Origin of the sequence: Nocardioides endophyticus (assembly GCF_039543845.1) — a bacterium.
Lineage (GTDB): Bacteria > Actinomycetota > Actinomycetes > Propionibacteriales > Nocardioidaceae > Nocardioides > Nocardioides endophyticus.
The window spans coordinates 17,748-43,243 of record NZ_BAABKN010000030.1 but is presented as its reverse complement, the minus strand read 5'-3'; the positions used below and the strand labels follow the sequence as shown (position 1 = coordinate 43,243).

Here is a 25,496-nt window from a genome sequence, read left to right as displayed (position 1 = left end):
TACATACCGATGGTAGGTGAGGAAAGGTTTCGGCCCACTTCGGCGCCCAGCTCGTCGACCAATTCGCCCTCCTGAGGCTTGTCCCGAACAAGAACGTGTTCTAGTTTTGTCCCATGGGCACCCCTGTGATCATCGACGCCGTCCGCACGCCCCTCGGCAAGAGGAAGGGCTGGCTGGCCGGCGTGCACCCCGCCGTACTGATCGGCCACGCCATGAGCGAGGTCCTCGCGCGCTCCGGGCTCGACTCCGAGCTCGTCGAGCAGGTCGTGGCCGGCTGCGTGACCCAGGCGGGCGAGCAGTCCAACGGCATGGTGCGGCGCGCGTGGCTGCACGCCGGGCTGGCGCAGCACACCGGCGGGACCATGGTCGACGCGCAGTGCGGCTCGGGGCAGCAGGCGGCCCACATGATCAACGACATGATCTCCGCCGGCACGATCGAGATCGGGATCGCCGCGGGTGTCGAGGCGATGACCCGCATCCCGCTCGGCGCCAACGTGCCCGCAGGCATGGGCGACCCGCGCCCAGCCGACTGGTCGATCGACATGCCCAACCAGTTCGAGGCGGCCGACCGGATCGCCAAGAACCGCGGCTTCAGCCGAGCGGACCTCGAGGCGTTCGGCCTCGCCTCGCAGCAGAAGGCGCGCGTCGCCGTCGACGAGGGCCGCTTCAAGCGCGAGATCGCGGCCGTAACCGCACCTGTCTTGGACGCCGAGGGCAACGACACCGGTGAGACCCGGGTCGTCGACACCGACCAGGGCCTGCGCGACACGACTCTCGAAGGGCTCGCCGGCCTCAAGACCGTGCTCCCCGACGGGCTGCACACCGCCGGCACGTCATCGCAGATCAGCGACGGCGCGTCCGCCGTACTCATCATGGACTCCGACCGCGCCGCCGCCCTCGGCCTGAAGCCGCGCGCCCGGATCGTGTCGCACTGCCTCGTCGGGTCCGACCCGTACTACCACCTCGACGGCCCCATCGCGGCGACCCAGAAGGTGCTCGACCGGACCGGCATGTCGATCTCCGACTTCGACCTGTTCGAGGTCAACGAGGCCTTCGCCTCCGTCGTGCTGTCGTGGGCCGGCCAGCACCAGGTCGACCTCGACCTGGTCAACGTCAACGGCGGCGCCATCGCCCTCGGCCACCCCGTCGGCTCCACCGGCACCCGCCTGATCACGACAGCACTCCACGAGCTCGAGCGCCGCGACCAGTCCACCGCGCTGATCTCGATGTGTGCTGGCGGCGCCATGGCCACCGGGACTGTGATCGAGCGCGTCTGAGGACTCGGGGCGACAGCTTCATCAAGGGATGAAGGTGAACCCGCACTTCCCCGGACACGCAGGGCACGGGAAGCGTTGTCCCATCAAGGTATGAAGTCGAGCCGCCTGAAGGCAGGCGTCTAGCGGGGCCGCTCCGGTCAGCCTGCTCTGCGAAGCTGACCTCGTACACGCTCGGCGGTTGCGGCGGGAGCATCGAGGTCCGACCAGACCAGCCGGATCACGCCCCAACCAGTGCGCTCTCGCAGCCGGTCCTCGCGAATCTTCTCGGCGAACACGACGTCGCCCGCTTGCTGGCCCGCCTTCAGCAGGCGGCCGTACTTGACCCAGCCGTCGAACTCACCGAGAAGACCGTGGTTGGGCCACGCCCAGTCGGTCGTCCCGATCAGGGCACCGAAGGCGTCGCGGACCTCGTACTGCAGCTCCGGCGCCGGAATTCTGCAGGCCCAGAAGAGATGGCGGCCGCGGGACTCTCCCACCGAACCGGATCGCCCGTCCGCCATCCGCACCACGAGGTGGAGATGACGGGTGAACGGCCAGTGCTCCATCAGTTCGAACCGCCTCATCAACTCATCGGGCGTGGCGAGCTCGCGGCGCAGAAGTGAGTCGAAGGTGGCCAGGGCGACCTCGTTCGTCGCCCGGGACGCCGCTTCGATCGCGGAGCGCTCCGGCACGACGAGCCGAACTCCCCGCACCTCGGTCAGATCGTCCTCGAGGCACCTGCCCTCGTGGTGGACGACGTCGCCCTCGACTCTGCCCGGCCCACCGTCGAGCCGAGTCACGTGAATCCGCCGTAGGTCGTGTCCCCAGACGTCGAGACCGTGCCCGACGGCACCGCTGACGTGGCTCAGCGCAACCTTGTCACCGAGCGAGTGCGCGACAGCGCACGCCGTCACCCAGTGCTTGCCGGCGGGATCGAGCGCCGCCCACACGTCGCAGAAGGTGTAGTAGCCGCGCCGGATCCGGTGCCACCGGCGATTGCGTACCTCTCGCGCCACATCGCGATCGTCGTAGCCGACATCCCGAGCCCAGGCCCGGGTGAAGAAGCCATGCTCGGCGACGAGGTAGCGCAACGGGTCCATGCCGGTCGAACTTGCCGGATCCTCGATACCGATCGCTCGATGGTCAGCAGATCGGTGGACAACTGCGCCGCAGGGTGTGCTGTGGACGAGAACTGGCGCCGCGGACGACGCCGTTGCCTCGCCTTCATCCCTTGATGAAACCGCGCTTCCCAGCCCGAGCACGCCCGGGGAAGCGCGGGTTCGCCTTCATCCCTTGATGAAACCCCCCCCGCAGAGCAAGCCGATCCAGCTCTCCCCTCAGGCGCCGTACACCGGCTCCGGAGCAGGGCCGGCGGCGAGCAGCTCCCGCAGGGCCGGCCCGACCTCGGCCGCCTCCCACCGCCGGCCGAGGTCGAGCGCGGGTCCGTGGCGCCAGCCGAGCTCGACGGTAACCTGCCCGCCGTCGATCTCGATGACGCGGCCGGTGACCTCACCCGCGTCGACGGACGCGAGCCAGGCGACGATCGGGGAGTTGTCCTCGGGCACGGCCATGGCGGAGGTGTCGAAGGCGCCCTCGGTCATCCGGGTGCGGGCGACCGGAGCGATCGCGTTGACCGTCACGCCGTACCGCCCCATCTCCTGCGCGGCGACCAGGGTCAGGCCGGCGATCCCGGCCTTGGCGGCTGAGTACGTCGTCTGGCCGACGGAGCCCTGGAGCCCGGCACCGGACGAGGTGTTGATGACACGAGCGGCACGCTGGCGCCCCGCCTTGGCCTCGGCCCGCCAGTAGGCACCGGCGTGACGCAGCGGCGCGAAGTGGCCCTTGAGGTGCACCCGGATGACCGCGTCCCACTCCTCCTCAGAGGTGTTCACCAGCATCCGGTCGCGGACGAACCCGGCGTTGTTGACCAGGATGTCGAGGCCGCCGTACGTCGTGATCGCCTGCTCCACCATCGCAGCGGCCTGCTCGAAGTCGGCGACGTCGGCGCCGTTCACGACGGCGCGCCCACCGGCGGCCTCGATCTCGGCGACCACGGTCTCGGCCGGCGACTCCCCCGTCCCCTCGCCGGACAGAGAGACGCCGAAGTCGTTGACGACCACCGCCGCGCCGTGCCGCGCCAGCTCGAGCGCATGCGCACGGCCGATGCCGCGACCCGCGCCGGTGACGATCGCGACGCGACCTTCGAGAAGCTTGCTCACTGTGTTCACTGTTCGGGGAGTCCCTTCTGGACCAACAGGAAGGCGGGCGTCTCTCCCCCGCCGTGACAGGCGACGGTCGCGCCGGAGACGTACGACGCGAGGTCGCTGGCCAGGAACGCCGCGACGTTCCCGACCTCCTCGGGCCGCGCCATCCGCCCGACCGGGATCGTGCGCTCGATCGCGGCGACCGACGCGTCGTCGCCGTAGTGGTCGTCGGTCTGCTCGGTGCGGCACAGGCCGACGTCGATCGCGTTCACCCGCACCTTCGGAGCCCACTCCATCGCCAGCGACCCGGTCAACGAGTCGAGGCCCGCCTTGGCAGCGGCGTACGCCGCGATCGTCGGCGCGGGCCGGCTCGCCGAGACCGAGGAGATGTTCACGATGGTGCCGCCGGAGTCCTGCTGCTGCATCACCGCGTTGGCCGCCTGGGCACAGACCAGGGGGGCGAGCAGGTTGAGGCCGACGACCTTGTCGTGGAAGCGCGGCGACGCGGTGGCCGCATCCGCCGACGGCGCTCCCCCGGCGTTGTTGACCAGGACGTCGAGGCGGCCCAGCGAACCGACCATGGCCTGCACGGCCTCCGGGTCTCGCACGTCGCAGACGCGGTGCGTCGTCCCCGGCACCGGCTCGACCTCCGAGCGCGAGCAGGTCACCACGGCGGCGCCCGCGTCGAGCAGGGCCTGGGTGATCCCGAGCCCGATCCCGCGCGTGCCGCCCGTGACGAGCGCGACTCGTCCGGAGAGGTCGATCGACAGCACCATGCTGCTACCCTACCAAGCACTTGCTTGGTTAAGGAGAGAGCGTGCCGATCAGTTCCGAACTGCGCCCGGACGGCATCCGGGTCGTGACGATGGCCGCGCCGCCGGTCAACGCCCTCACCGTGCAGGGCTGGTACGACGTCGCCGCCGCCCTCGACGAGGCGAGCAAGGACATGGCCAGCCATGTCGTCGTGCTGCGGGCCGAGGGTCGAGGGTTCAACGCGGGCGTCGACATCAAGGAGATGCAGCACACCACCGGGTTCGACGCCCTGATCGGCGCCAACAAGGGCTGCTTCGCGGCGTTCAAGGCGGTCTACGAGTGCGCGGTCCCCGTCGTGGCCGCGGTCAACGGCTTCTGCCTCGGCGGCGGCGTCGGCCTGGTCGGCAACGCCGACTGCATCGTGGCCAGCGACGACGCGTACTTCGGCGTGCCCGAGGTCAAGCAGGGCGCCCTCGGCGCAGCGACACACATGGCACGGCTGGTGCCACAGCACATGATGCGCACCCTCTACTTCACCGCCCGCACGATCAAGGCGGCCGACCTGGTGCAGTTCGGCAGCGTGCTCGAGGTGGTCCCGCGCGACCAGCTCGACGACGCCGCACTCAAGGTCGCCGGCGAGATCGCAGCCCACGACACCCGGGTGATCCGCGCGGCCAAGGAGTGCCTCAACGGCATCGACCCGATCGACGTGAACAAGAGCTACCGGTTCGAGCAGGGCTTCACGATGGAGCTCAACCTCGCCGGTGTCAGTGACGAGCTGCGGGACACCTTCGCAGGGACGGACAAGGCCAAGAAGTGACCAAGGGACCACGGGACAAGCAGCTGACGATCGACGAGGTCGTCGCCGAGCTGAAGGACGGCATGACCATCGGCATCGGTGGCTGGGGCCCGCGGCGCAAGCCGATGGCGCTGGTGCGCGCGATCCTGCGCACCGACCTGAAGGACCTCACGATCGTCAGCTGGGGCGGGGCCGACGTCGGCCTGCTCGCCCGGGCCGGCAAGATCCGCAAGCTGGTCTACGCGTTCGTGAGCCTCGACTCGGTGCCGCTGGAGCCCAACTTCCAGAAGGCCCGCCAGGAGGGCACCATCCCCGAGCTGGTCGAGCTCGACGAGGGCATGTTCCAGACCGGCCTGCGCGCGGCCGCCCAGCGGTTGCCCTTCCTCCCGATGCGCGCCGGCCTCGGCAGCGACGTCCTGGTCAACCAGCCGTGGATCAAGACGGTCACCAGCCCGTACGCGGGACCCGATGGACAGAGTGGCGAGGAGCTCGTCGCCGTACCCGCGCTCCACCTCGACGTCGCGCTGGTGCACCTCAACCGCGCCGACAGGCACGGCAACGCCACCTACCTCGGCCCGGACCCGTTCTTCGACGACCTCTTCGCGATGGCCGCCGACCGCTGCTACGTGTCCGTGGAGCAGGTCGTCGACACCGCGGGACTCACCGTCGACACCCCGGTCCAGCGGCTGCTGCTCAGCCGGATGATGGTCAGCGGGGTCGTCGAGGCACCCAACGGCGCCCACTTCACGACCTGCACGCCCGACTACGAGCGCGACGAGAGGTTCCAGCGCGCGTACGCTGCCGCGGCCTCCGGCAGCGACGAGGACTGGGCCGCGTTCAGCACCCGGTTCCTGGAGGGTGACGAGGCGTCGTACCAAGCCGCCGTCCAGGCGTTCGCAGAGGAGGCCAAGGCATGAGCTCGACCACCGACACCGTGACCCGAGCAGACGTATGCGCCGCCGCGATCGCCGACGCGTTCAGGGACGACGGCGAGATCTTCGCCAGCCCGATGGGGCTGCTCCCGATGCTCGGTGTCCGGCTCGCCAAGCTGACCAGCAACCCCGACCTGGTGATCTCCGACGGCGAGTCGCTGTTCCTCGCCGGCGTGCCGCCGCTCTTCGCCAAGGGCGACGTGGTCGAGGGCTGGATCCCCTTCCGCAAGGTGTTCGACGTCGTCGCGTACGGCAAGCGTCACGTGATGATGGGCGCCACCCAGGTCGACCGGTACGGCAACCAGAACATCTCCGCCATCGGCGACTGGGCGCAGCCCAAGCGGCAGCTGCTCGGCTCGCGCGGCGCACCTGGCAACACGGTCAACAACCGCACGTCCTACTGGGTGCCCAAGCACTCCACCCGCGTCTTCGTCGAGCGCGTCGACATCGTCTCCGGGGTCGGCCCGAAGCTCGCCAAGGAGGCAGGCCCGGCGGCCGCGCGCTACAACGACATCCACCGGATCGTCAGCAACCTCGGAGTCTTCGACGTGAAGGGCGCGGGCGAGAGCGTCCGGCTGCTCAGCGTCCACCCGGGCGTCACAGTCGACCAGGTCCGCGAGGCCACCGGCTTCGAGCTCGACGCGCCCGCCGACGTACCCACCACGCGCGAGCCGACCACCGAGGAGCTCATCCTGATCCGGGAGATGCTGGACCCGAAGGGCCTGCGCTTCAAGGAGGTCCCGCATGACTGAGCAGCTGCTGCGGACGCCGTTCACCGACCTGGTCGGCGTGCCCCACCCGGTCGTGCAGACCGGCATGGGCTGGGTCTCCGGGCCGCGCCTGGTCAGCGGCACCGCCAACGCGGGCGGTCTCGGCATCCTGGCCAGCGCGACGATGACCTTCGAGGAGCTCGAGAAGGCGATCGTCGAGGTCAAGGAGCGCACCGAGAAGCCGTTCGGCGTCAACCTGCGTGCTGACGCCGCCGACGCTCCCGCGCGCTGCCAGCTGCTGATCGAGTACGGCGTGAAGGTGGCGTCGTTCGCGCTCGCGCCGAAGCCCGAGCTGATCGCCACGCTCAAGGAGCACGGCATCGCCGTGATGCCGTCGATCGGCGCCGCGAAGCACGCGGTCAAGGTGGCGGCCTGGGGCGCAGACGCCGTGATGGTGCAGGGTGGCGAGGGCGGCGGCCACACCGGTCCGGTGCCGACGACGCTGCTGCTCCCGACGGTGCTGGACGCCGTCGACATCCCGGTCGTCGCGGCCGGTGGCTTCTTCGACGGCCGCGGCCTGGCCGCCGCCTTGTCGTACGGCGCCGCCGGGATCGGCATGGGCACCCGCTTCCTGCTGACCAAGGACTCCGCCGTCCCCGACGCCGTGAAGCAGCTCTATCTCGAGCGCGGGCTCACCGACACGGTCGTGACCGCGAAGGTCGACGGCATGCCGCACCGGATGCTGCGTACGGAGCTTGTCGAGGAGCTCGAGGAGACCAGCGCCGTGAAGCGGATGGGACCGACCATGCGTCGCACCCTGGACTTCAAGAAGGACTCCGGCATGTCATGGGCAGCGCTCCTCAAGGACGGCCGGGCCATGAAGAAGGCGCAGGGCCGCACCCTCGCCCAGATGGCGCTCGCGGCGAACACCCCGATGATGCTCAAGGCCGGGCTCGTCGACGGCGACACCGACGCGGGCGTCCTCGCCAGCGGCCAGGTGGTCGGCGTGATCGACGACCTGCCGACCTGCGCCGAGCTGATCGACCGGATCGTCATCGAGGCTGCCGCCGAGCTGCGCCGCGCCTCGTCGTACGTCGTCTGACGATCTCGTGTGACGGAGTGCTGACCAATCGCTCGGCGCCACCCGCCACCGTGACCCCGGTGCTCGCCTATCCCGACGTCCGGGGGGAGCGGGGGGCACCGCGGTCGCCCTGGTGACGCCCGCCTAGACCCGCCGCTGGAAGTCCAGCACCCGCCCCATGATCCGGTAGCCGAGCAGCTCGTTGACGCCGATCATGTGGTCGTTTGACTCGGCGTTCCAGGTGTCGATCTCGCGCAGCCGCGGCTCCTCCTCGGACAGCCAGCGCAGCATCTCCAGCTTGAGCAACAGCCCGAGCCGATGACCTCGGTGCGCGGCGACCACCGACGTGTCGTGCTGCTCCCCCAGCTCGGGTCGCTCGCCGTCGACCGCCACCACGGTCTGCCCAGCAAGCGCCCCGGTGTCCAGGTGCCGCGCGACCAGGCGGTAGAGCCGGTGCCCACGGGCCGCCCAGGCGCGTTCGTACGCCGTGACCCGCTCCGGTGAGAACGCCTCGTCCTCGACGTCGAGGTCATCGGTCGGTGCGTCGTTGATGGCGGCGGTCAGCTCGGCCAACGCATCCAGCTCGTCGGCCGGCGTACGGTCCGGCCACCGGACGAGCTCGTAGTCGGGGGCGTCCGGCAATGGCACGGTCGGCAGCCCGCCCAGATACTGCCGCCGGTGCACCTCGACCGACTTCTGCTCGAACCCGTGGCGTGCGGCGAACGCCCGCGGCCCGGCCGCGTCCCAGCCGGCCACGCCGACCGTCGCACGTCCCTCAGATCGCGCGCGATCAACCAGCCACGACAGCAACGCACTGCCGTGCCCGAGGCGTCGCAGCGACGGCACGATCTCGACCTCCACCCACGCCAGGTGCAGGTTGTCGTACGCCGACACCTCGTAGCCGCCCGCCCCGACGTCGGCCCCGTCGGCGGTGGCCAGAAAGGCCGCCTTCGGCTCACCGTCCCAGCCGTGTCGCAGGTCGCCGACGCACTCGTGCGCGGTCAGCGGGTGCAGCCACGGCGAGTCCACCACCCGGGCCGCGTTCGTGACCGCGACCAGCCGTCGTACGGCGTCCCGGTCGTCCGGCGACACCCGCGCAACCTCCACCTGTCGAGCATGGCCCGCCGGTGGTGTGGACCGCATCTGGTTTCACCTCCAGCGACGGGCCCGTCGCCTACGGTTCCGCCCTGACCAGACTGGGGCGCGCGGCCGGTACTTCCTGATCTTCCTGGTCTCGATCGTCTCAGCGACACGGTGATCATCGGTTTCGCGGTCCTCACCGTCGTCGCGTACGTCGTCCTGCTCGGCGCGCTGATGCTCGGCCGGCGGGACGAGACCCCGGTCACCGATGCCGGAGAGCGCGCCGCCACAATGGACGGGTGAGTGAGATCCCGACGCCAGAGAAGCCGGCGAGGAAGCGCCCTCGCCACCTGATGGACCCGGACAACCCGGTCCGCGAGGTGAAGTCGGCGGCCTCCGGCTCGATGCACCTGGAGCCGGTGCAGAAGTGGGTGCTCTCGATCCTGGCGGCGGTCACGATCGCCCACCTCGCCGCCGGCCTGGTGATCGCCGCGGTGTACGTCGACGAGAGTCGGACCGACGCTCAGATCGGGCTCAACATCCTGGCCGGCGCGTTCGGGGTCATCGCGGTCGTCGTCTTCCGCACCATCCACCAGTTCAAGCCGCTCTCGGCCTGGCTGCTGCTCGGACTGATCCCGACCATCGTCGGCCTCTACCTGACCTTCCGCTGACGGCCTATCCGGACTGAGGCGGACGAGACCGGAGACCGGCAATCAGGGTGTCCACGCTGAAGGCCCAGACGTACTCGTAGTTGGACACGTCCGTCGGGATCGACCGCACCAGCGGGAACGACTCGGCCGGCAGCTGGTGCACGTGGGTCTCCAGCATGTCGCCGCGCGCGACCATGCTGCTCTCGGTACCGATCATCAGCGCCAGGTACGACGTCGCCTTGACCGCCGCGAAGGCGTCGGCGTTGCTGAACCCGGCGCTCCCGAACGCGGCCAGTGCCACCTCGAAGGAGGCCGTCGCCCGGGCGCCCTGGACCGGCCGCTGCTGCAGCGCGTGGAAGGCGCCGGGGTGCGTCGCCGCGATGGCGACGATGGCGTCGGTGAACTGTCGGACCCAGTCGTCCCAGGCGACCGGGCCGGTCGGCAGCTTCGCTTCGTCGAGCAGCAGCTCGACGATGCCGTCGGTGACGGCGTCCCGGGTGGGCACGTGGTTGTAGAGCGAGGTCACGTGGACGCCGAGCTCGCCCGCGATCCGGCGCAGGGTGACGGCATCGGGCCCGTCCCGGTCGGCCAGGCGGACGGCCGCCTGCAGGATCCGTTCGCGCGTCAACGCCGGCATGGCCCCTCCTCCCGGGCCGAACCCGGCCCGTCTCTTGACAAACCTACACTGTAGGTGAAGGTTACCTACAGTGTAGGTCTACGCCGGTGCGCCCGGCCCGAGGAGGAACCGTGTCATTCACCCACGCCGAGCTCGAGAAGAAGCTGGCAGAGCTCATCGAGAGCCACCACGTCCCCGGCGCACAGCTGGCCGTCCTCGACGGCGACTCCATCATCGAGGTGGCCGCGGGCGTGCTCAGCCTCCGCACCGGCTCCCCCGTCACGACCGACGCCCTGTTCCTGCCGGGCTCCATCGGCAAGCTCTACACGGCGACCCTCGTGATGATGCTCGCCGAGGAGGGCCTGATCGACCTCGACAAGCCGGTGCGGACCTACCTCCCCGACTTCGAGGTCCGCGACCAGCACGCTCGCGACACCGTCACGGTGCGCGACCTGCTCAGCCACACCAGCGGCTTCGACGGCGACGTCTTCCTCGACACCGGTCGCGGTGACGACGCGCTCGAGCGCTACATCAAGGAGATCGCCGACCTGCCGCAGATCGCCTCACCGGGGACGATCTGGAGCTACAGCAACAGCGGGTTCTCGGTGCTCGGACGCCTCATCGAGGTCGTCGGCGACACGGTCTACGAGACCGCGCTGCGCGATCGACTCCTCACCCCGCTCGGCCTGCAGCACTCGGTCGTCTTCCCCGAGGACGTCATCCCGCACCCGAACTCCGTCGGCCACGTGCCCGACCCCGACGACCGAGAGTCGTACGTCGTGAGCCCGGTGTGGGGGCTGTTCCGCTCGTGTGGCCCGATGGGCGCCTCGCTGGTCGCCAGCGCCGGTGACGTCATCCGGTTCGCGCTGCTCCACCTCGACGGCGGCGTCACCGCGGACGGCACCCGCCTGCTCGCGGCCGACCGGGTGGCCGCGGCCCAGGAGCCCCAGATCAGGTTGGTCGACGACACCGTCCTCGGCGAGGCGTGGGGCCTGGGCTGGATCCTGGACCACTTCGGCGACGTCGCCGTCATCGGCCACGACGGGAACTCGCTGGGGCAGAACGCCTTCATGCGCGTGGCGCCCGAGCAGCGCTTCGGCTTCTGCCTGCAGACCAACGTCGAGAGCGCTCTCTCGATGTACCGCGAGCTCGCCGCCTGGCTCTTCGAGGGCCAGCTCGGCGTCGTGCCGCGGCAGGACCCGGCACCTCTCCCCTCGCGCGTGGTCACCGATGCGAGCCGGTACGTCGGCACCTACCGCCGCGAGGGCCTGGCCTTCGAGGTCGACCAGGCCGAGGACGGGTCCCTGACCGCGACCATCAAGGCCAGCCACGCCGCCGCGGAGATGCAGGACCTGCCGCCCATGGACGACCTGCCGCTGGCGCCTGTCGAGCGTGACCAGTCCTTCCTGCTGAAGCTGCCGATCAGTGACAGCGACCTGCTCGCCGTCTTCTTCAACCCGGACGACGACTCCGCCGCGCCGACGTACCTGCACTTCGGCGGCCGAGCCCACAAGCGGGTCGTCGTCTAGGGCCGTCGCCTAGGGTCGATGGCATGGCTGACGACAAGACCCGTGACAAGGCATCCACGCTCCTCCGCCTCCACCAGGCGCCGGAGCTCCTCACCGTCGTGAACGTCTGGGACGTGATCAGCGCCAAGGTCGTCGCAGCCGTCGACGGCACGACCGCGCTGGCCACGGCCAGCCACTCGATCGCGGCGGCGTACGGCTACGAGGACGGGGAGCAGATCCCCGTCGACCTGATGCTCGAGGCGGCCGGTCGCATCGCCGCGTCCACCGATCTGCCGGTGACGGCCGACCTCGAGGGCGGGTACGGCGACCCAGCCGAGACCGTCCGGCGCGCGATCGGCCTCGGCATCGTCGGCGCCAACATCGAGGACCAGATGCGCCCGCTGGCCGAAGCCGCAGGCAACGTGGAGAAGATCATGAAGGCCGCCGAGCAGGAGGGCGTCGACTTCGTCCTGAACGCCCGCACCGACGCGTTCGTCAAGGGCCGCGACCGTGACCAGGCCGAGGTGCTCGCTGACGCGGTCGAGCGCGGCAAGGCCTTCCTCGACGCCGGCGCCCCGGTCGTCTTCGTGCCCGCCAAGCTCGACGAGGGGCAGGTCTCCACGCTCGTCGAGGCCTACGGACCCCAGCGGCTCACGATGATCGGCATCCCCGGCATACCGTCGCTCGCGCGGCTACAGGAGCTCGGCGTCGCCCGGGTCTCCTACGGCCCGATGCCGCAGAACGTCGCCCTCACCGCGCTGCAGGAGCTGGTCGAGGACGTGCACCGCGGCGGCGGTGTGCCGTCGACGATGCGGATCCTCAATTGACCAGCCTGAACCAGAACACCCATGCCCTCGCTGAGCCTCGCCGACGTCCCGACTCCACGCCGGTCGACCGGGCCGCCGTCCTCGCCTACCGAGACCTGGTCGCTCCCGAGATCGAGCGCCTCGGCGCCTAGCTGGGGCCGCTCCGGTGGGAGGACGACGCCGACGACGACTGGGGGCCAAGATCGAGCTGCTGGTGGCCGAACCGGCGCCGTGGGTGAGCTTCACGTTCGGGCTTCCGGACGCCGCCGACCTGGTGCCTTGAGGCGTTCGCCGTCGAGTGACGCGAAATGGCCCTTGTCGGCCGTCTACAGGGACCGTTTCACGTCTCTCGACGAATCAGAGACGCTCGATGATGGTCACGTTGGCCTGGCCGCCGCCCTCGCACATGGTCTGCAGGGCGTAGCGGCCGCCGGTGCGCTCGAGCGCGGCGAGCATCGTCGTCATCAGGCGTACGCCGGTGGCGCCGATCGGGTGGCCGAGGGCGATGCCGCCGCCGTTCACGTTCACGCGGTCGTGCGGGGCACCGGTCTCCGCCATCCATGCCAGCACGACGGACGCGAACGCCTCGTTGCACTCGAACAGGTCGATGTCGTCGATCGAGAGGCCGGTCTTCGCCAGGGCGTGCTTGGTCGCGCCGATCGGGCCGGTGAGCATCCAGACCGGGTCGTCGCCGCGCACCGAGAGGTGGTGGATGCGGGCACGCGGAGTCAGACCGTGATCCGCAACCGCCTGTTCGGACGCGATCAGCATCGCGGCCGACGCGTCGCAGATCTGCGACGAGACGGCGGCGGTGATCCGGCCGTCGGGGGCCAACGGCTGCAGGCCGGCCATCTTCTCCAGCGACGTTTCGCGAGGGCACTGGTCGGTGTCGAAGACGGAGCCGTCGGGCAGCGTCAGCGGCTCGATCTCGTCCTTGAACCTGCCCTCGGCGATGGCGGTGCGAGCCCGCTCGTGGGAGGCCAGCGCGAACTCCTCCATGTCCTCGCGGGAGACGTCCCACTTCTCGGCGATCATCTCGGCGGAGCGGAACTGGCTGACCTCCTGGGCGCCGTACCGCGCCTCCCACCCGGGCGACTCCGCGAACGGCGTGGAGAAGCCGTACTGCCGGCCGACCAGCATCGCGGCCGAGATCGGGATCGCGCTCATGTTCTGCACGCCGCCGGCCACGACCAGGTCCTGGGTGCCGGACATGACGCCCTGGGCGGCGAAGTGCACCGCCTGCTGCGAGGACCCGCACTGGCGGTCGATCGTCACGCCGGGCACGTGGTCGGGCAGCCCGGCCACCAGCCACGCCGTACGCGCGACGTCGCCGGCCTGCGACCCGATCGTGTCGCAGCAGCCGAGGATGACGTCGTCGACGGCACCCGGGTCGACGCCGGTACGGCGGACCAGCGCGGCGAGCGTGTGCGCGGCGAGGTCGGCGGAGTGCACGGACGCCAGCGCTCCCCCGCGCTTGCCGACCGGGGTGCGGACCGCATCGACGATGTAAGCCTCAGGCATGAGAGATCCCGTCTAGGAGGATGGTGAGGTACTGGGCGGCGATGGCCTCGTGGGAGAGCCCGCCGCCCGGGCGGTACCACCGCACGGCGACCCACACGGTGTCGCGGACGAAGCGGTAGGTGAGCGTGACGTCGAGGTCGGCCCGCAGCGCGCCGGTCTCGACGCCCTCGGTCAGCAGCGTCATCCAGACGTTGCGCGACTGGGCGTTGCGCTCGGCGAGGTAGGCGAACCGCGGGAAGGTCCCGAGGTAGTCGGCCTCGTTCTGGAAGATCGCCACCTCGTCCGGGTGCCGGTCGATGGCCGCGAAGGAGAGCCGGACCGCCCGCTCGATCTTGGTGCGCGCGTCCGCGTCGCTGGCCAGCACGTCGTCGTACGCCGCGAAGAGCTCGGTCTGGAAGGTCGACAGGATCTCATCGACCATCGACTCCTTGGAGTCGAAGTGGTGGTAGAGGCTGCCCGAGAGGATGCCGGCGGCGTCGGCGATGTCGCGCACCGTCGTGTTCTTGAAACCCTTCTCGGCGAACAGGCGCGCGGCGATCGCCAGTAGCTCGTCGCGCCGCGTCGCCGTCGCAGTCGAGTCAGGCATGTTGGCTGCTCACGGACACCACTTCTCCGGTCAGGTACGACGCGTAGTCACTCGCCAGGAAAACCATCACGTTGGCAACCTCCCACGGTTCGGCCGCCCGGCCGAATGCCTCCCGCTGCTTGAGCTCGTGCAACAGCTCGTCGGAGGTCACCTTGGCGAGGAACGGGTGCATCGCCAGGCTCGGCGACACCGCGTTCACGCGGATGCCGTGGGGCGCCAGATCGAGGGCCGTGCACCGGGTCAGCGCCATCACGCCGGCCTTGGCGGCGGCGTAGTGGGCCTGGCCCTCCTGGGCGCGCCAGCCGATGACCGAGGCGTTGTTGACGATGACGCCCCTCTTGCCCGTGGCGACCATCCGCTGGCCGGCGGCCCGGACACAGCGGAAGGTGCCGGTGAGGGTGATGTCGAGGACCCTGAGCCACTGCTCGTCGGTCATCTCGAGGATGCTCGCGGTGCCGCCGAGGCCGGCGTTGTTGATCATGATGTCGACGCCACCGAACTCGTCGGCGGCGTCGAGCAGCGCAGCCACCTGGGCCTCGTCGGTGACGTCGCAGACCAGCTGGCGCACCCGGTCAGCGCCGAACTCCGCCGCCAGCGTCTCCTCGGCCTCCGCGAGACGTCGCGCGTGGGTGTCGCTGAAGACGACCGCCTTGGCGCCCTCCTCCAGCACCCGGCGTACGACGGCGGCGCCGATGCCCGCGCCGGCCGCGGCCGTCACGACGACGACCTTGCCGGCCAGCAGGTTGTGGCCGGGGACGTAGTCGGGGGTCGGCTGCTCGGGTCTGACGGTGGTCATCCGCGTGCCTCTCTCGGTAGGCCGAGCACACGCTCGGCGAGGATGTTGCGCTGCACCTCGTCGCTGCCGCCGTAGATCGTGTCGGCGCGCGAGAAGAGAAAGAGCCGCTGCCAGCGACCCAAGTTGTACCCATTCTCGTCGCCGTCGGTGGTGGCGGTGAGACCGGCGGGACCCAGCACGTCCATGGCGACCTCGCCGAGACGCTTGTGCCAGTTCGCCCAGACCAGCTTGAAGACCGACGGTCCAGCTCCCCCGGAATCAGCGGACGACAGCCCGCGCATGGCCTGGCGGCGCATCACCTCGAGCTCGACCTTGAGGCCGGCGAGGCGGTCACGCAGCACGGGATCGTCGATCGCGCCGTTGGACTTGGCGAGGTCGACCACTCCGTCAAGCTCGCGGGCGAAGCCGACGACCTGGGCGAGCACCGAGACGCCGCGCTCGAAGCCGAGCAGCGCCATCGCGACCTTCCAGCCCTCCCCTGGCTCGCCGACGACCAGGTCCGCGTCGGTGGTGGCGCCGGTGAAGAAGACCTCGTTGAACTCCGACCCACCCGTGAGCTGCTCGATGGGGCGTACGTCGACGCCGTCCTGGTCGAGAGGCACCAGCAGGAAGGACAGGCCGCGGTGCCGCTCGGAGCCGGGCTCGGTGCGGCAGACGACGAACGCCCATTGGCTGAAGTGCGCGTTGGACGTCCACACCTTCTGGCCGTCGATGACCCACTTGTCGCCGTCGAGGCGAGCCTTGGTCTGCACGTTGGCCAGGTCGGAGCCGGCGTTGGGCTCGGAGTAGCCCTGGGCCCAGAGCTCCTGGACGGCCACGATCTTGGGCAGGAAGCGATCCTTCTGCTCCTGCGTCCCGAACGCCATCAGCGTCGGGCCGAGCAGCTCCTCGCCGAGGTGATTGACCCGCACCGGTGCGTCGGCCTTGGCGTACTCCTCGTGGAAGATCACCTGCTGCACCAGGCTCAGCCCGCGGCCGCCGTACTCCTTCGGCCAGCCGACGCAGGTCCAGCCGTGCTCGGCCAGCAGCCGGTTCCAGGCGAGTCGTTCGTCGTGCGCCTCGTGGTCGCGCCCGGCACCGCCGAGGCCGCGCAGGGCGGCCCACTCGCCGGTCAGGTGCTCCTCGAGCCAGGCCCGCACCTCGGCACGGAACGCCTGATCCTCCTCGGAGTACGTCAAGTCCACGAGTGGTACATTACCAAGCAATTGCTTGGTTGGGTGCCAGGGTAGTGACAGACGGCAGTAGACGATCAGCGAAAGGCGAGGCATGGCAGAGACGATTCCGGCCGCGCTCGGCGAGGCCGCCGATCGCTTCGGTGAGCACCCGGCGTACATCCAGGACGGCGAAGAGGTCTCCTTCCTGGAGCTGCTGCGCCGCGTGCGCCGGGCCGCTCGGGGCTACGTGGCGCTCGGCCTGCAGCCTGGCGACCGGGTCTGCGTGTGGGCACCCAACAGCATCGGCTGGGTCGTCGCGGCGCTCGCCACGTCGTACGCCGGCGGCGTGCTCGTGCCCGTCAACTCTCGCTACACGGGCCACGAGGTCGCGGAGGTCGTCGACCGCACGGGGGCCCGGATCGTGGTGGTCGAGGACGGCTTCCTCGGCCGAACCCAGGTCGCCGACCTGCGGGCCGCGAGCGACCTGGCCGCCGTACTCGCCGTCATCGAGCTGAAGGACCTGTCCGACCTCGACATGGGCGCGGTCACCACGGCCGAGATCGACGCGATCGCCGAGTCCGTCTGCGCGGACGACGTGGCCGACATCCTCTTCACGTCCGGCACCACAGGACGCAGCAAGGGCGCGATGTCCGCGCACCGCCAGACCGTCGGCGTCGCGCGCGCGTGGGGCGACCTCGGCGGTGTCACCGGACAGGACCGCTACCTGGTGGTCAACCCGTTCTTCCACTCGTTCGGCTACAAGGTCGGCATCGTCACCGGCCTCCTCACCGGCGCCACGCTCTATCCCGTCGCTACCTTCGACCTCGACGCGACGATGGCGCTCATCGAGACCGAGCGGATCACCGTCCTGCCGGGAGCGCCCACCGTCTTCACCTCGCTGCTCAACGCACCGGGACGCGCCGACCGCGACCTCTCGTCGCTGCGCCTCGCCGTCACCGGGGCGGCCGTCGTACCGGTCGTGCTGATCGAGCGGATGCGAGCAGACAGCCCAGATGGCTTGGCGTTCGAGCAGGTGGTGACCGCGTTCGGGATGACCGAGGCCGTCGTGGTCACCATGTGCCGCCAGGGCGACTCCGCCGAGACAGTCGCGACGACCTGCGGCCGCGCGATCCCCGGCATGGAGATCCGGATAGGCGACGAGGGAGAGCTCCTCGTCCGCGGCGACTACGTGATGCTCGGCTACCTCGACGACCCGGCCGCGACCGCCGAGGCGATCGACGCCGACGGCTGGCTGCACACGGGCGACGTCGGCGTGCTCGACGAGGCCGGCAACCTCTCGATCACCGACCGGCTCAAGGACATGTACATCTCCGGCGGCTTCAACGTCTATCCCGCCGAGGTCGAGCAGGCCCTGGCCCGGATGGACGGCGTCGCCGACGTCGCCGTCGTCGGAGTCCCCGACGACCGCATGGGCGAGGTCGGCATGGCGTACGTCGTCGGCACGGTGAATCCCGACGACGTCATCGCGTTCGCCAAGGGACGGCTCGCCAACTTCAAGGTCCCGCGCCACGTCGAGCTCGTCGACGCACTGCCACGCAACCTGTCCGGCAAGGTCCTGAAGAACGAGCTGCGCACCGGTGGTTGAGGTGAGATGACGCTAGTCGGAGCCTCGAAACCACCACCTGAGAGGAAGCACTGATGGACCTGGGTCTCTCCGACTCCGAGCTGGCCTTCCAGGCCGAGGCCCGAGCCTGGCTCGAGGCCAACGTGCCCGCCGAGCCACTGCCGTCGATGGACACCGCCGACGGGTTCGTCGCCCACCAGGCGTGGGAGCAGAAGCTCTCCGACGCTCGGTGGTCCGTCGTGTCCTGGCCGACGTCGTACACCGGCCGCGAGGCGTCGCTCGTGGAGTGGGTGATCTTCGAGGAGGAGTATTACCGGGCCGGCGCCCCCGGCCGGGTCTCCCAGAACGGGATCTTCCTGCTGGCCCCGATCGTCTTCGACCACGGCACCCCGGAGCAGCAGGACCGCTTCCTGCCGGCGATGGCGACCGGCGAGCAGATCTGGGCGCAGTGCTGGTCCGAGCCCGAGGCCGGTTCCGACCTGGCGTCGCTGCGCTCGACCGCGGCCCGCGACGACGAGCGCGGCGGGTGGGTGCTCAACGGCCAGAAGACCTGGTCCTCGCGAGCGTTCTTCGCCCACTGGGGCTTCGGGCTCTTCCGTTCCGACCCGGAGGCTGAGCGCCACAACGGCCTCACGTACTTCCTCTTCCCGCTCGACGCCGACGGGATCACGGTCCGCCCGATCGCCCAGCTCGACGGCGAGGCGGGGTTCGCCGAGGTCTTCTTCGAGGACGTCTTCGTGCCGGACGCCGACGTGCTCGGCGCGCCCGGCGACGGCTGGCGGGTCGCGATGAGCACGGCGGGCAACGAGCGCGGCCTGTCGCTGCGCTCCCCCGGCCGCTTCTGCGCCGCCGCCGACCGGCTGGTCGACCTGTACAGGTCCGCGCCCGACCCGGCGCACGCCGACGGTGTGGTCGACGCCTGGATCAAGGCGCAGGCCTACCGCCTGTACACCTGGGGCACCGTCACCCGGCTCGCCGACGGCGGCGAGATGGGTGCTGCGGGATCGGTCAACAAGGTCTTCTGGTCCGAGCTCGACATCGCGCTCCACGAGACCGCGCTCGACCTCCTCGGCCCCGAAGCGGAGGTCGAGTCGCCGTGGCTCGACGGCTACACGTTCTCGCTCTCGGGCCCGATCTACGCCGGCACCAACGAGATCCAGCGCAACATCGTCGCCGAGCGGATCCTCGGTCTGCCCCGCGAGCCCAGGGGAGCCGCTCGATGAAGTTCGTCCTCGACGCCGACCAGCGGGACTTCGCGGCGTCCCTCGACTCGCTGCTGTCGTCGTCCGACACCGTCGCCGTCGCGCGCTCCTGGGCCGACGGCGACAGCGGGCCTGGCCTCAAGCTCTGGTCGCGGCTCGCCGAGCAGGGTGTCCTGTCGCTCGCCACCGACGCCACGCCCGTGGAGCTGGCCATCGCCTTCGAGGCGCTGGGCCGGTACGCCGTCCCCGGACCGTGGGTCGAGTCCGCGGCGTACCTCCCGATCGCACTCGGCCGCGAGGTCGAGGGGGTGGCGACGGTGGCTCTCCCGCCGCACGTGCCGTACGCGCTGGACGCCGACGTCGCCGATCGGGTGTACGTCGGCAGCACGCTGACGACCGAGGTCGGCGAGCTCGTCGGCTCGGTCGACCGGACCCGTCGTCTGTTCCGCGTGACAGGGAACGGCGATCCCGACCGGGCCGCCTTCGACCTGGCGGTGCTCGCGACTTCCGCCCAACTGCTCGGCGCGGGCGAGCGAGTGCTCGCCGACTCGGTCACCTACGTGAAGCAGCGCAAGCAGTTCGGCCGCGAGATCGGGTCCTACCAGGCGATCAAGCACGCGCTGGCCGACGTCCGGATCGCGCTCGACTTCGCCCGGCCGCTGGTCTTCGGCGCCGCTCTCGGTGAGATCGACGTCTCCGCCGCCAAGGTCGCGTGCGCCGACGCGGCGTACCTCGCCTCACGTACCGGCCTTCAGGTGCACGGCGCGATCGGGTACACGCGGGAGTTCGACCTGAGCCTGTGGATCACCAAGATCCGTGCGCTGGTCGGCGCCTGGGGCACCCCGGCGTTCCACCGCGCGCGGCTCCTGCAGCAGCTCGGGGCGAGCTGATGGAGTTCGCCCTGACCGCGGAGCAGCGGGAGCTCGCCTCGACCGTGCGGTCGCTGCTCGACAAGCGCGCGGACGCCCGGGTCGCGACGTACGACGAGGCGCTGTGGACCACGCTCTGCGAGCAGATCGGCGTGGCCGCGCTCGGCATCCCGGAGGAGTACGACGGAGCCGGGTTCTCGCTCTTCGAGTCGCTCGTCGCACTCGAGGAGGTCGGCCGTTCGCTCGTCCCGTGTCCCCTGCTCAGCTCGCTGGTCACCTCGGAGGCGCTGCTCGCCGGCGCCGACGAGGATGCCAAGGCGCGGCTCCTCCCCCGCATCGCGATGGGCGAGGTGGCGGCGTTCGCCGTCGGGACCGATGCGGTCGACGTCGTCGACGGCGACCTCGCCACGGTGCTCGTCGTCGCCACCGACGACGGTCTCTACGAGGTCGACCCCGACCGGGTCGAGCGCACCTGGACCCCGACGATGGACCAGACGATCCGGCTCGCAACGGTCCGCGGCTCCCTTGATGGCGCGACCCGGATCGGCGACGGCCCCGCCGCCCGCGCCCGCGCCGAGCTGGTCGGCGCCGTCGGCTGCTCCGCGCTCGCCTCCGGGCTCGCCGCCCGCGCGCTCGACATGACGGTGTCCTACAGCAAGGAGCGGGTGCAGTTCGGCCGCCCGATCGGCTCCTTCCAGGCGCTCAAGCACCGGATGGCCGACATGCTCGTGCTCACCGAGATGTGCCGCTCGGCGGCTTGGGCGGCGTCGTACGCCGTCTCGACGCACGCCGACGACGCCGACCAGGTCACCCACGTCGCGAAGGCCTACTGCTCCGACGCCGTCGCCCACCTCGCCGGCGAGACCGTGCAGCTGCACGGCGGCATCGCGATCACGTGGGAGCACGACGCCCACCTGGTCTTCAAGCGGGCTCACGCGCTCGGCCAGCTCTTCGGATCCGCCCGCGACCACCGGGCGGCCGTGGCACTCTGAAGGCATGCGCACGACAGGCACGGTCCGCGAGTGGCACGAGGACGAGGGCTGGGGTGTCATCGACTCCCCGGACACCCCCGGTGGCTGCTGGGCGCACTACTCCGCCATCGAGATGCCTGGCTACAAACGCATCGTCCCCGGCGACAGGGTGGTGATGCTCGTCGAGGAGGGATCCCAGGACGGCCACGACTTCCGTGCGCTCACGGTGTGGCCGGGCGAGATGTCGGCAGGGTTCGAGAGCACGCTCACGATCGAGTTCGACGGCGGGCCCACCCCCATCCGGGTCTTCCGGTCCGGCGAGCTCGACGCAGCCGACCCGACGCCAGGGATGGACCGGCAGCGCGCGTTCGAGCTGCCGCTGCTCTGGGCCGGCCAGGTCGAGACCGCACCGGGCGCGGTCTCCGGGTGGCACCACCACGACCGCAACGAGTCGAGCCTGTACGTCGTCCGCGGCGTGCTGCGCCTCGAGTTCGAGGGCCACGAGGGCTATCTCGACGCCGAGGCCGGTGACTTCGTGCACGTGCCGGCATGGACCGTGCACCGCGAGTCCAACCCGACCGGCGAGCCGTCGCTGGCGGTGATCGCGCGGGCCGGTGGCGGCATGCCGACCGTCAACGTCGACGGCCCGCCACCCAGTCACCCGTCCTAGCCGATCGTGTTGTCGAGCTGTGGGTGAGGCGTGCCCGCCGCCGACGCCCGCGCCTTCCCGGGCGCAGTCGCGAACCCGCGTCGTACCCAGATCTGAGTCCTCTCCGATCCAGACCGGCCCGCCGCGACGAAGATGCCCTAGGTTGCGGCCATGCGCATCCTGATCCTGGGCGCCGGCTTCGGCGGGCTCGAGCTGGCGGCCACCCTCGCGAACCAAGCCGGTGATGCCGTCGAGGTCACCCTGGTCGACAGGTCCGAGGGCTTCGTCTTCGGCTTCTCCAAGCTCGACGTGATGTTCGGCCGCTCGAGCGCCGACCACGTCCTGCATCGGTACGCCGACCTCGCGCCGGCCGGCGTCCGGTTCATCGCCGCCACCGTCCGCGCCATCGACCCCGAGTCCAAGCGCGTCGACACCGACGCCGGTCCCCTGGACTGCGACGTCCTCGTGGTCGCTCTCGGCGCCGACCTGCACCCCGGCGCCACCCCCGGGCTGGTCGAGCACGGCCACGAGTTCTACACCGTCGCGGGCGCCTTCGGTCTCCGCGACGTGATCGACACCTTCCCGGGCGGCGACGTCGTCGTCGCCGTGACCTCGACGCCGTTCAAGTGCCCACCCGCGCCCAGCGAGACCGCCCTGCTGGTCCACGACCACCTGCGCGAGCGCGGACTGCTGGACCGCTCCACGGTGTCGTTGGTGATGCCGCTCGGGGTGCCGATCCCGCCGTCGCCGGAGGCGTCCGCGGCCCTGCTCATCGAGTTCGAGCGGCGCGGGATCGCTTGGCACCCGGGCCAGCTGGTGCGCTCGGTCGAGCCCGGCCGCGCGATGCTCGGTGACGACTCCGAGCTCCCCTTCGACCTACTCCTGGCGGTCCCGACCCATCGCGCTCCCGATGTCGTCGTCGAGTCCGGGCTGGCCGGCGAGGGTTGGATCCCGGTCGACCCGCTGACCCTGCAGACCCGGTTCGAGGACGTGTACGCCGTCGGTGACGTCACCAGCGTCGGCACGCCCAAGGCGGGTGTCTTCGCCGAGGGCCAGGCCGTCGTCGTCGCCGCGCAGCTGGTCGCGCGCGCCCGCGGCGAGGCCAGCGCCACGACGTACGACGGCCGCGGCGTCTGCTACCTCGAGTTCGGCGCCGACCAGGTAGCCAAGGTCGACGTGACGTTCCTCAGCGGTCAGGCACCGGTGGGGACTCTCCAGGGCCCGTCCATCGAGCTCGCCCGCGACAAGGAGACCTTCGGGGCCGAGCGGATCCGGCGGTGGTTCGGGCGGGACTGGACGCCGTAGCTCAGCGGGCGTCGGTGGTGCGGTACTTCCCGCGGTAGAACAGCAGCGGCGCGATGTCGTCGTCACCGTCGTCATCGGTGACCAGGTCGAGGACCCGGCCGATCACCACGTAGTGATCGCCGGCCTCGTGCACGGCGTGGATGGAGCAGTCGATGTGAGCGATGGCGCCCTCGAGCATGGGCGAGCCGGTCTGAGGCGCCGGGGTCCACTTCACCTCGGCGAACTTGTCCGTGCCACGGCTCGCCATCGTGTTGGACAGGTCGGCCTGGTCGGCGGCGAGCAGGTTGACACAGAAGCGGCCGGAGCGCTGGATCAGCGGCCACGCGCGCGACGTCTTGGCGGGGACGAAGAGCACGAGTGGCGGGTCGAGCGAGACGCTGGAGAAGGACTGGCAGGTCAGGCCCACGGGCTCGTCGTTGCTCACCGCAGTGACGACGGTGACGCCGGAGCCGAAGCGGCCGAGCACGTCGCGGAAGCGGCGCGCGGCGTACACCGCCTCGGGGTCGTCGTGGACGGGGAGGTCCTCACCGGGCCGGAACTCGAAGTCGATCTCCTGGTCGCCCAGCCAGGAGATGATCAGCTCGGGGCTCGGCCAGGTGTCCCGGGCGTCCGGGCTCATCCCCTCGGGGATGTCGCCGCTGGGTTCCGAGGTCATGAGCGACAGTCTCTCACTGCGCTCCGGCACCGAAGTGGTGTCCCCAGTAGGACACGGCCGTGGACTCCCGAGCGACCCACCTGCTGTCGTCGACGGTCAGACCCTCGGTGCCGAACTCGATGTCGAAGCCACCGGGCGACCTCACGTAGAAGGAGATCATCTCGTCGTTCATGTGCCGACCGAGTGTGGCTGACAGCGGAGCCTTGTGCTTGCGCACCCGCTCGAGCGCACGACCGACGTGGTCGAGCTCGTCGACCTCCAGCATGATGTGGACGCACTTGGACGCGTTGGGCATCGGCAGGAACGCCAGCGAGTGGTGCCGCGGGTTGACGCCGAGGAACCGCAGCCACACCTTGGTACCGGGCTCCTTGCCGACGAACTCTCCCGGCATGCTCATCGAGTCGCGGAGCCGGAAGCCGAGGACGTCGGCGTAGAAGCGCAGCGCCTCGACGTCATCGAGGACCGGCAGCACGATGTGGCCCATCCCCTGGTCGCCGGTCACGAACTTCGCGGCGTACGGCGTGACGATCGGGCGTGACTCGTAGGTGATGCCGTGGAACAGCTCGAAGACGTTGTCGAACGGGTCGGAGAAGCGGACCAGCTCCTGCACGCGGCGCTCCGCGAGCTCCTCCGTGGTGCCCTCCTCGAAGTCGACCCCGGCCTTCTGCAGGTGCTCCCGGGCCTCCTGCAGGGCGCGGTGGTCGGCGAGCTCCCAACCCACACAACCGAGCTGGTCGACGTCGGCCGGGTAGACGACCAGCCGCGCGGAGACCTCGTCGATCCGCCAGTACTGGTTGTCGGGGTTCGGTCCACGGCCCTCGGCCAGGCCGAGCACCTTGCCGGCGAAGGTCTTCCACTGCTCGAGGTCCGTGCTGGCGACGCGGACGTAGCCCATGGACTTGATGTCGATCGTCATGACGCAGCTCCCTCTCTCGGTGGTCTCTCCACGTGACGGTTCAGGAAGGCGGTCGAGATCTCGGCGAACTCCTCGGCGGCCTCGATCTGTGCCCAGTGCCCACAGTTCGGGAAGACATGCAGCTGCGCCTTCGGGATCAGCTTGAGCGCGGCGAACGCGCCGTCGAGCGGGTTCACCCGGTCCTCGCGGCCCCAGGTCAGCAGGGTGTGCTTGCGCAGCTTGTGGGCCTCGCGCCAGAGCATTCCGTCCTCGGCGGTCTCGGGGTTCCAGAAGGACATCCCCATCGACCGCATCGCGTCCTGCGCACCGGGCGCGGTCGCGTCGGCGAACCGTTCCGCGACGAGCTCGTCGGTGACCAGCTTCTGGTTGACGACCATCGTCGAGATGAAGGCGCGCAGCTTCTCCGGCGTCGGCTCGGCGCCGAAGTCCATCAGCCGCTGCACCCCCTCGGTCGGGTCGGCGTGGAAGAGGTTGAGCGACAGGCCGCCCGGGCCCATCAGGATCAGCCGGCCGACGCGGTCGGGGTAGGTGAGCGCCAGGCGCATCGCCGTACCGCCGCCCAGGCTGTTGCCCAGCAGGTGGATGCGCTCGAGGCCGAGCTCGTCGAGGAGCTTGACGACGTAGTCGGCGGAGAACCGGTAGTAGTTGCCCACCACCGGCGGCTTGTCGGAGCCGCCGAAGCCCGGCTGATCGACGAGCAGCGTGCGGTACGACGCCGCGAAGTGCGGCAGCGCGCGGCCGAAGTTCGACCAGGCTGATGCGCCGGGGCCGCCGCCGTGCAGCATCACCAGCGGCAGCGCACCGTCCTTGCTCTCACCGGCCTCGTAGTAGTTGAGGGTGAGGTCTCCGGCTTTGGCGGAGTGCTGGACGGACTCCTTGGTGAAGGTCACGG

Annotated in this window: 28 protein-coding genes; 16 read left to right on the top strand and 12 right to left on the bottom strand. The window is 70.4% G+C overall.

Annotation, left to right across the window (positions count from 1 at the left end; genetic code table 11):
- Positions 1–113 precede the first annotated feature (113 nt).
- On the top strand, positions 114–1,277 hold the full coding sequence (locus ABEA33_RS22430; protein ID WP_345529294.1) for a steroid 3-ketoacyl-CoA thiolase: 1,164 nt from the start codon (positions 114–116) through the stop codon (positions 1,275–1,277).
- Positions 1,278–1,414: 137 nt separating this feature from the next.
- Here the strand turns inward: ABEA33_RS22430 and ABEA33_RS22425 are convergent, their stop codons facing one another.
- The 3 genes from ABEA33_RS22425 to ABEA33_RS22415 form a co-directional block, all read right to left on the bottom strand.
- Entirely contained in the window at positions 1,415–2,356 is a 942-nt protein-coding gene (locus ABEA33_RS22425; protein WP_345529293.1) for a hypothetical protein, read from the bottom strand.
- A 237-nt stretch (positions 2,357–2,593) separates the two neighbouring features.
- The gene (locus ABEA33_RS22420; RefSeq protein WP_345529292.1) at positions 2,594–3,475 is read right to left on the bottom strand and encodes an SDR family oxidoreductase; all 882 of its coding nucleotides are present in this window, start codon (positions 3,473–3,475) and stop codon (positions 2,594–2,596) included.
- Between the two features lie 5 nt (positions 3,476–3,480).
- Positions 3,481–4,236 carry an SDR family oxidoreductase gene (locus ABEA33_RS22415; protein ID WP_345529291.1) on the bottom strand — a complete coding sequence of 252 codons (756 nt, stop codon included), beginning with the start codon at positions 4,234–4,236 and terminating at the stop codon, positions 3,481–3,483.
- A 41-nt stretch (positions 4,237–4,277) separates the two neighbouring features.
- Here ABEA33_RS22415 and ABEA33_RS22410 point away from each other — a divergent pair, with 41 nt between their 5' ends.
- From ABEA33_RS22410 to ABEA33_RS22395, 4 genes are read left to right on the top strand one after another with little or no spacing between them, the layout of a single operon-like run.
- Positions 4,278–5,033 carry an enoyl-CoA hydratase family protein gene (locus tag ABEA33_RS22410; RefSeq protein ID WP_345529290.1) on the top strand — a complete coding sequence of 252 codons (756 nt, stop codon included), beginning with the start codon at positions 4,278–4,280 and terminating at the stop codon, positions 5,031–5,033.
- Complete coding sequence (locus ABEA33_RS22405) at positions 5,030–5,929, top strand: CoA transferase subunit A (RefSeq protein ID WP_345529288.1); 900 nt, start codon at positions 5,030–5,032, stop codon at positions 5,927–5,929. Before ABEA33_RS22410 ends, ABEA33_RS22405 begins: the two co-directional genes overlap by 4 nt.
- Entirely contained in the window at positions 5,926–6,696 is a 771-nt protein-coding gene (locus ABEA33_RS22400; protein ID WP_345529287.1) for a CoA-transferase subunit beta, read from the top strand. The genes ABEA33_RS22405 and ABEA33_RS22400 overlap by 4 nt, the downstream gene beginning before the upstream one ends.
- Complete coding sequence (locus ABEA33_RS22395; RefSeq protein ID WP_345529286.1) at positions 6,689–7,756, top strand: NAD(P)H-dependent flavin oxidoreductase; 1,068 nt, start codon at positions 6,689–6,691, stop codon at positions 7,754–7,756. Before ABEA33_RS22400 ends, ABEA33_RS22395 begins: the two co-directional genes overlap by 8 nt.
- Positions 7,757–7,879: 123 nt before the next feature.
- Here the strand turns inward: ABEA33_RS22395 and ABEA33_RS22390 are convergent, their stop codons facing one another.
- Positions 7,880–8,827: a GNAT family N-acetyltransferase gene (locus ABEA33_RS22390; RefSeq protein WP_345529284.1), complete on the bottom strand. Its 948-nt coding sequence runs from the start codon at positions 8,825–8,827 to the stop codon at positions 7,880–7,882.
- A gap of 162 nt (positions 8,828–8,989) precedes the next feature.
- Between ABEA33_RS22390 and ABEA33_RS22385 the strand changes: the two genes are divergently transcribed.
- Both ABEA33_RS22385 and ABEA33_RS22380 read left to right on the top strand, forming a co-directional pair.
- Positions 8,990–9,118 (top strand): hypothetical protein, encoded by a 129-nt coding sequence (locus ABEA33_RS22385; protein ID WP_345529282.1) that lies wholly within the window; start codon positions 8,990–8,992, stop codon positions 9,116–9,118.
- Positions 9,115–9,486, top strand: coding sequence for a hypothetical protein (locus ABEA33_RS22380; protein WP_345529281.1), 372 nt, complete (start codon positions 9,115–9,117; stop codon positions 9,484–9,486). The genes ABEA33_RS22385 and ABEA33_RS22380 overlap by 4 nt, the downstream gene beginning before the upstream one ends.
- A 4-nt stretch (positions 9,487–9,490) precedes the next feature.
- Here the strand turns inward: ABEA33_RS22380 and ABEA33_RS22375 are convergent, their stop codons facing one another.
- The gene (locus tag ABEA33_RS22375) at positions 9,491–10,102 is read right to left on the bottom strand and encodes a TetR/AcrR family transcriptional regulator (protein WP_345529279.1); all 612 of its coding nucleotides are present in this window, start codon (positions 10,100–10,102) and stop codon (positions 9,491–9,493) included.
- Between the two features lie 110 nt (positions 10,103–10,212).
- Here ABEA33_RS22375 and ABEA33_RS22370 point away from each other — a divergent pair, with 110 nt between their 5' ends.
- From ABEA33_RS22370 to ABEA33_RS22360, 3 genes are read left to right on the top strand one after another with little or no spacing between them, the layout of a single operon-like run.
- On the top strand, positions 10,213–11,610 hold the full coding sequence (locus ABEA33_RS22370; RefSeq protein ID WP_345529278.1) for a serine hydrolase domain-containing protein: 1,398 nt from the start codon (positions 10,213–10,215) through the stop codon (positions 11,608–11,610).
- Between the two features lie 23 nt (positions 11,611–11,633).
- Positions 11,634–12,416, top strand: a complete 783-nt coding sequence (locus ABEA33_RS22365) for an isocitrate lyase/PEP mutase family protein (RefSeq protein WP_345529277.1) — start codon at positions 11,634–11,636, stop codon at positions 12,414–12,416.
- Positions 12,413–12,547, top strand: a complete 135-nt coding sequence (locus ABEA33_RS22360; protein WP_345529276.1) for a hypothetical protein — start codon at positions 12,413–12,415, stop codon at positions 12,545–12,547. The genes ABEA33_RS22365 and ABEA33_RS22360 overlap by 4 nt, the downstream gene beginning before the upstream one ends.
- Positions 12,548–12,752: 205 nt before the next feature.
- Here ABEA33_RS22360 and ABEA33_RS22355 read toward each other — a convergent pair whose 3' ends face one another.
- From ABEA33_RS22355 to ABEA33_RS22340, 4 genes are read right to left on the bottom strand one after another with little or no spacing between them, the layout of a single operon-like run.
- Complete coding sequence (locus ABEA33_RS22355; protein ID WP_345529275.1) at positions 12,753–13,916, bottom strand: acetyl-CoA C-acetyltransferase; 1,164 nt, start codon at positions 13,914–13,916, stop codon at positions 12,753–12,755.
- Positions 13,909–14,502 (bottom strand): TetR/AcrR family transcriptional regulator, encoded by a 594-nt coding sequence (locus ABEA33_RS22350; protein ID WP_345529274.1) that lies wholly within the window; start codon positions 14,500–14,502, stop codon positions 13,909–13,911. The genes ABEA33_RS22355 and ABEA33_RS22350 overlap by 8 nt, the downstream gene beginning before the upstream one ends.
- Positions 14,495–15,298 carry an SDR family oxidoreductase gene (locus ABEA33_RS22345; RefSeq protein ID WP_345529273.1) on the bottom strand — a complete coding sequence of 268 codons (804 nt, stop codon included), beginning with the start codon at positions 15,296–15,298 and terminating at the stop codon, positions 14,495–14,497. Before ABEA33_RS22345 ends, ABEA33_RS22350 begins: the two co-directional genes overlap by 8 nt.
- Positions 15,295–16,482, bottom strand: coding sequence for an acyl-CoA dehydrogenase family protein (locus ABEA33_RS22340; RefSeq protein ID WP_345529272.1), 1,188 nt, complete (start codon positions 16,480–16,482; stop codon positions 15,295–15,297). Before ABEA33_RS22340 ends, ABEA33_RS22345 begins: the two co-directional genes overlap by 4 nt.
- Before the next feature lie 82 nt (positions 16,483–16,564).
- On the opposite strand from ABEA33_RS22340, the gene ABEA33_RS22335 reads away from it, so the two are divergent.
- The 6 genes from ABEA33_RS22335 to ABEA33_RS22310 all read left to right on the top strand — a co-directional run bounded on the left by ABEA33_RS22335 (position 16,565) and on the right by ABEA33_RS22310 (position 23,033).
- Complete coding sequence (locus ABEA33_RS22335; protein WP_345529271.1) at positions 16,565–18,058, top strand: FadD3 family acyl-CoA ligase; 1,494 nt, start codon at positions 16,565–16,567, stop codon at positions 18,056–18,058.
- A gap of 53 nt (positions 18,059–18,111) precedes the next feature.
- Positions 18,112–19,260 carry an acyl-CoA dehydrogenase family protein gene (locus ABEA33_RS22330; RefSeq protein WP_345529270.1) on the top strand — a complete coding sequence of 383 codons (1,149 nt, stop codon included), beginning with the start codon at positions 18,112–18,114 and terminating at the stop codon, positions 19,258–19,260.
- Positions 19,257–20,129: an acyl-CoA dehydrogenase family protein gene (locus tag ABEA33_RS22325; protein WP_345529269.1), complete on the top strand. Its 873-nt coding sequence runs from the start codon at positions 19,257–19,259 to the stop codon at positions 20,127–20,129. The genes ABEA33_RS22330 and ABEA33_RS22325 overlap by 4 nt, the downstream gene beginning before the upstream one ends.
- Positions 20,129–21,100 (top strand): acyl-CoA dehydrogenase family protein, encoded by a 972-nt coding sequence (locus ABEA33_RS22320; protein WP_345529268.1) that lies wholly within the window; start codon positions 20,129–20,131, stop codon positions 21,098–21,100. Before ABEA33_RS22325 ends, ABEA33_RS22320 begins: the two co-directional genes overlap by 1 nt.
- 4 nt (positions 21,101–21,104) lie before the next feature.
- Positions 21,105–21,749, top strand: coding sequence for a cupin domain-containing protein (locus ABEA33_RS22315; protein WP_345529267.1), 645 nt, complete (start codon positions 21,105–21,107; stop codon positions 21,747–21,749).
- 150 nt (positions 21,750–21,899) lie between these two features.
- The gene (locus ABEA33_RS22310) at positions 21,900–23,033 is read left to right on the top strand and encodes an NAD(P)/FAD-dependent oxidoreductase (protein ID WP_345529266.1); all 1,134 of its coding nucleotides are present in this window, start codon (positions 21,900–21,902) and stop codon (positions 23,031–23,033) included.
- Between the two features lies 1 nt (position 23,034).
- On the opposite strand, the gene ABEA33_RS22305 is transcribed toward ABEA33_RS22310, so the two are convergent.
- Genes ABEA33_RS22305 through hsaD form a run of 3 tightly spaced genes read right to left on the bottom strand, consistent with a single transcriptional unit; the run spans position 23,035 to position 25,494 of the window.
- On the bottom strand, positions 23,035–23,688 hold the full coding sequence (locus tag ABEA33_RS22305; RefSeq protein ID WP_345529265.1) for a flavin reductase family protein: 654 nt from the start codon (positions 23,686–23,688) through the stop codon (positions 23,035–23,037).
- 13 nt (positions 23,689–23,701) lie between these two features.
- A complete protein-coding gene (hsaC, locus tag ABEA33_RS22300; RefSeq protein WP_345529263.1) occupies positions 23,702–24,604 on the bottom strand; it encodes an iron-dependent extradiol dioxygenase HsaC in 903 nt (300 codons plus the stop codon).
- Complete coding sequence (hsaD, locus tag ABEA33_RS22295) at positions 24,601–25,494, bottom strand: 4,5:9,10-diseco-3-hydroxy-5,9,17-trioxoandrosta-1(10),2-diene-4-oate hydrolase (RefSeq protein WP_345529262.1); 894 nt, start codon at positions 25,492–25,494, stop codon at positions 24,601–24,603. The genes hsaC and hsaD overlap by 4 nt, the downstream gene beginning before the upstream one ends.
- Between the last annotated feature and the right edge of the window lie 2 nt (positions 25,495–25,496).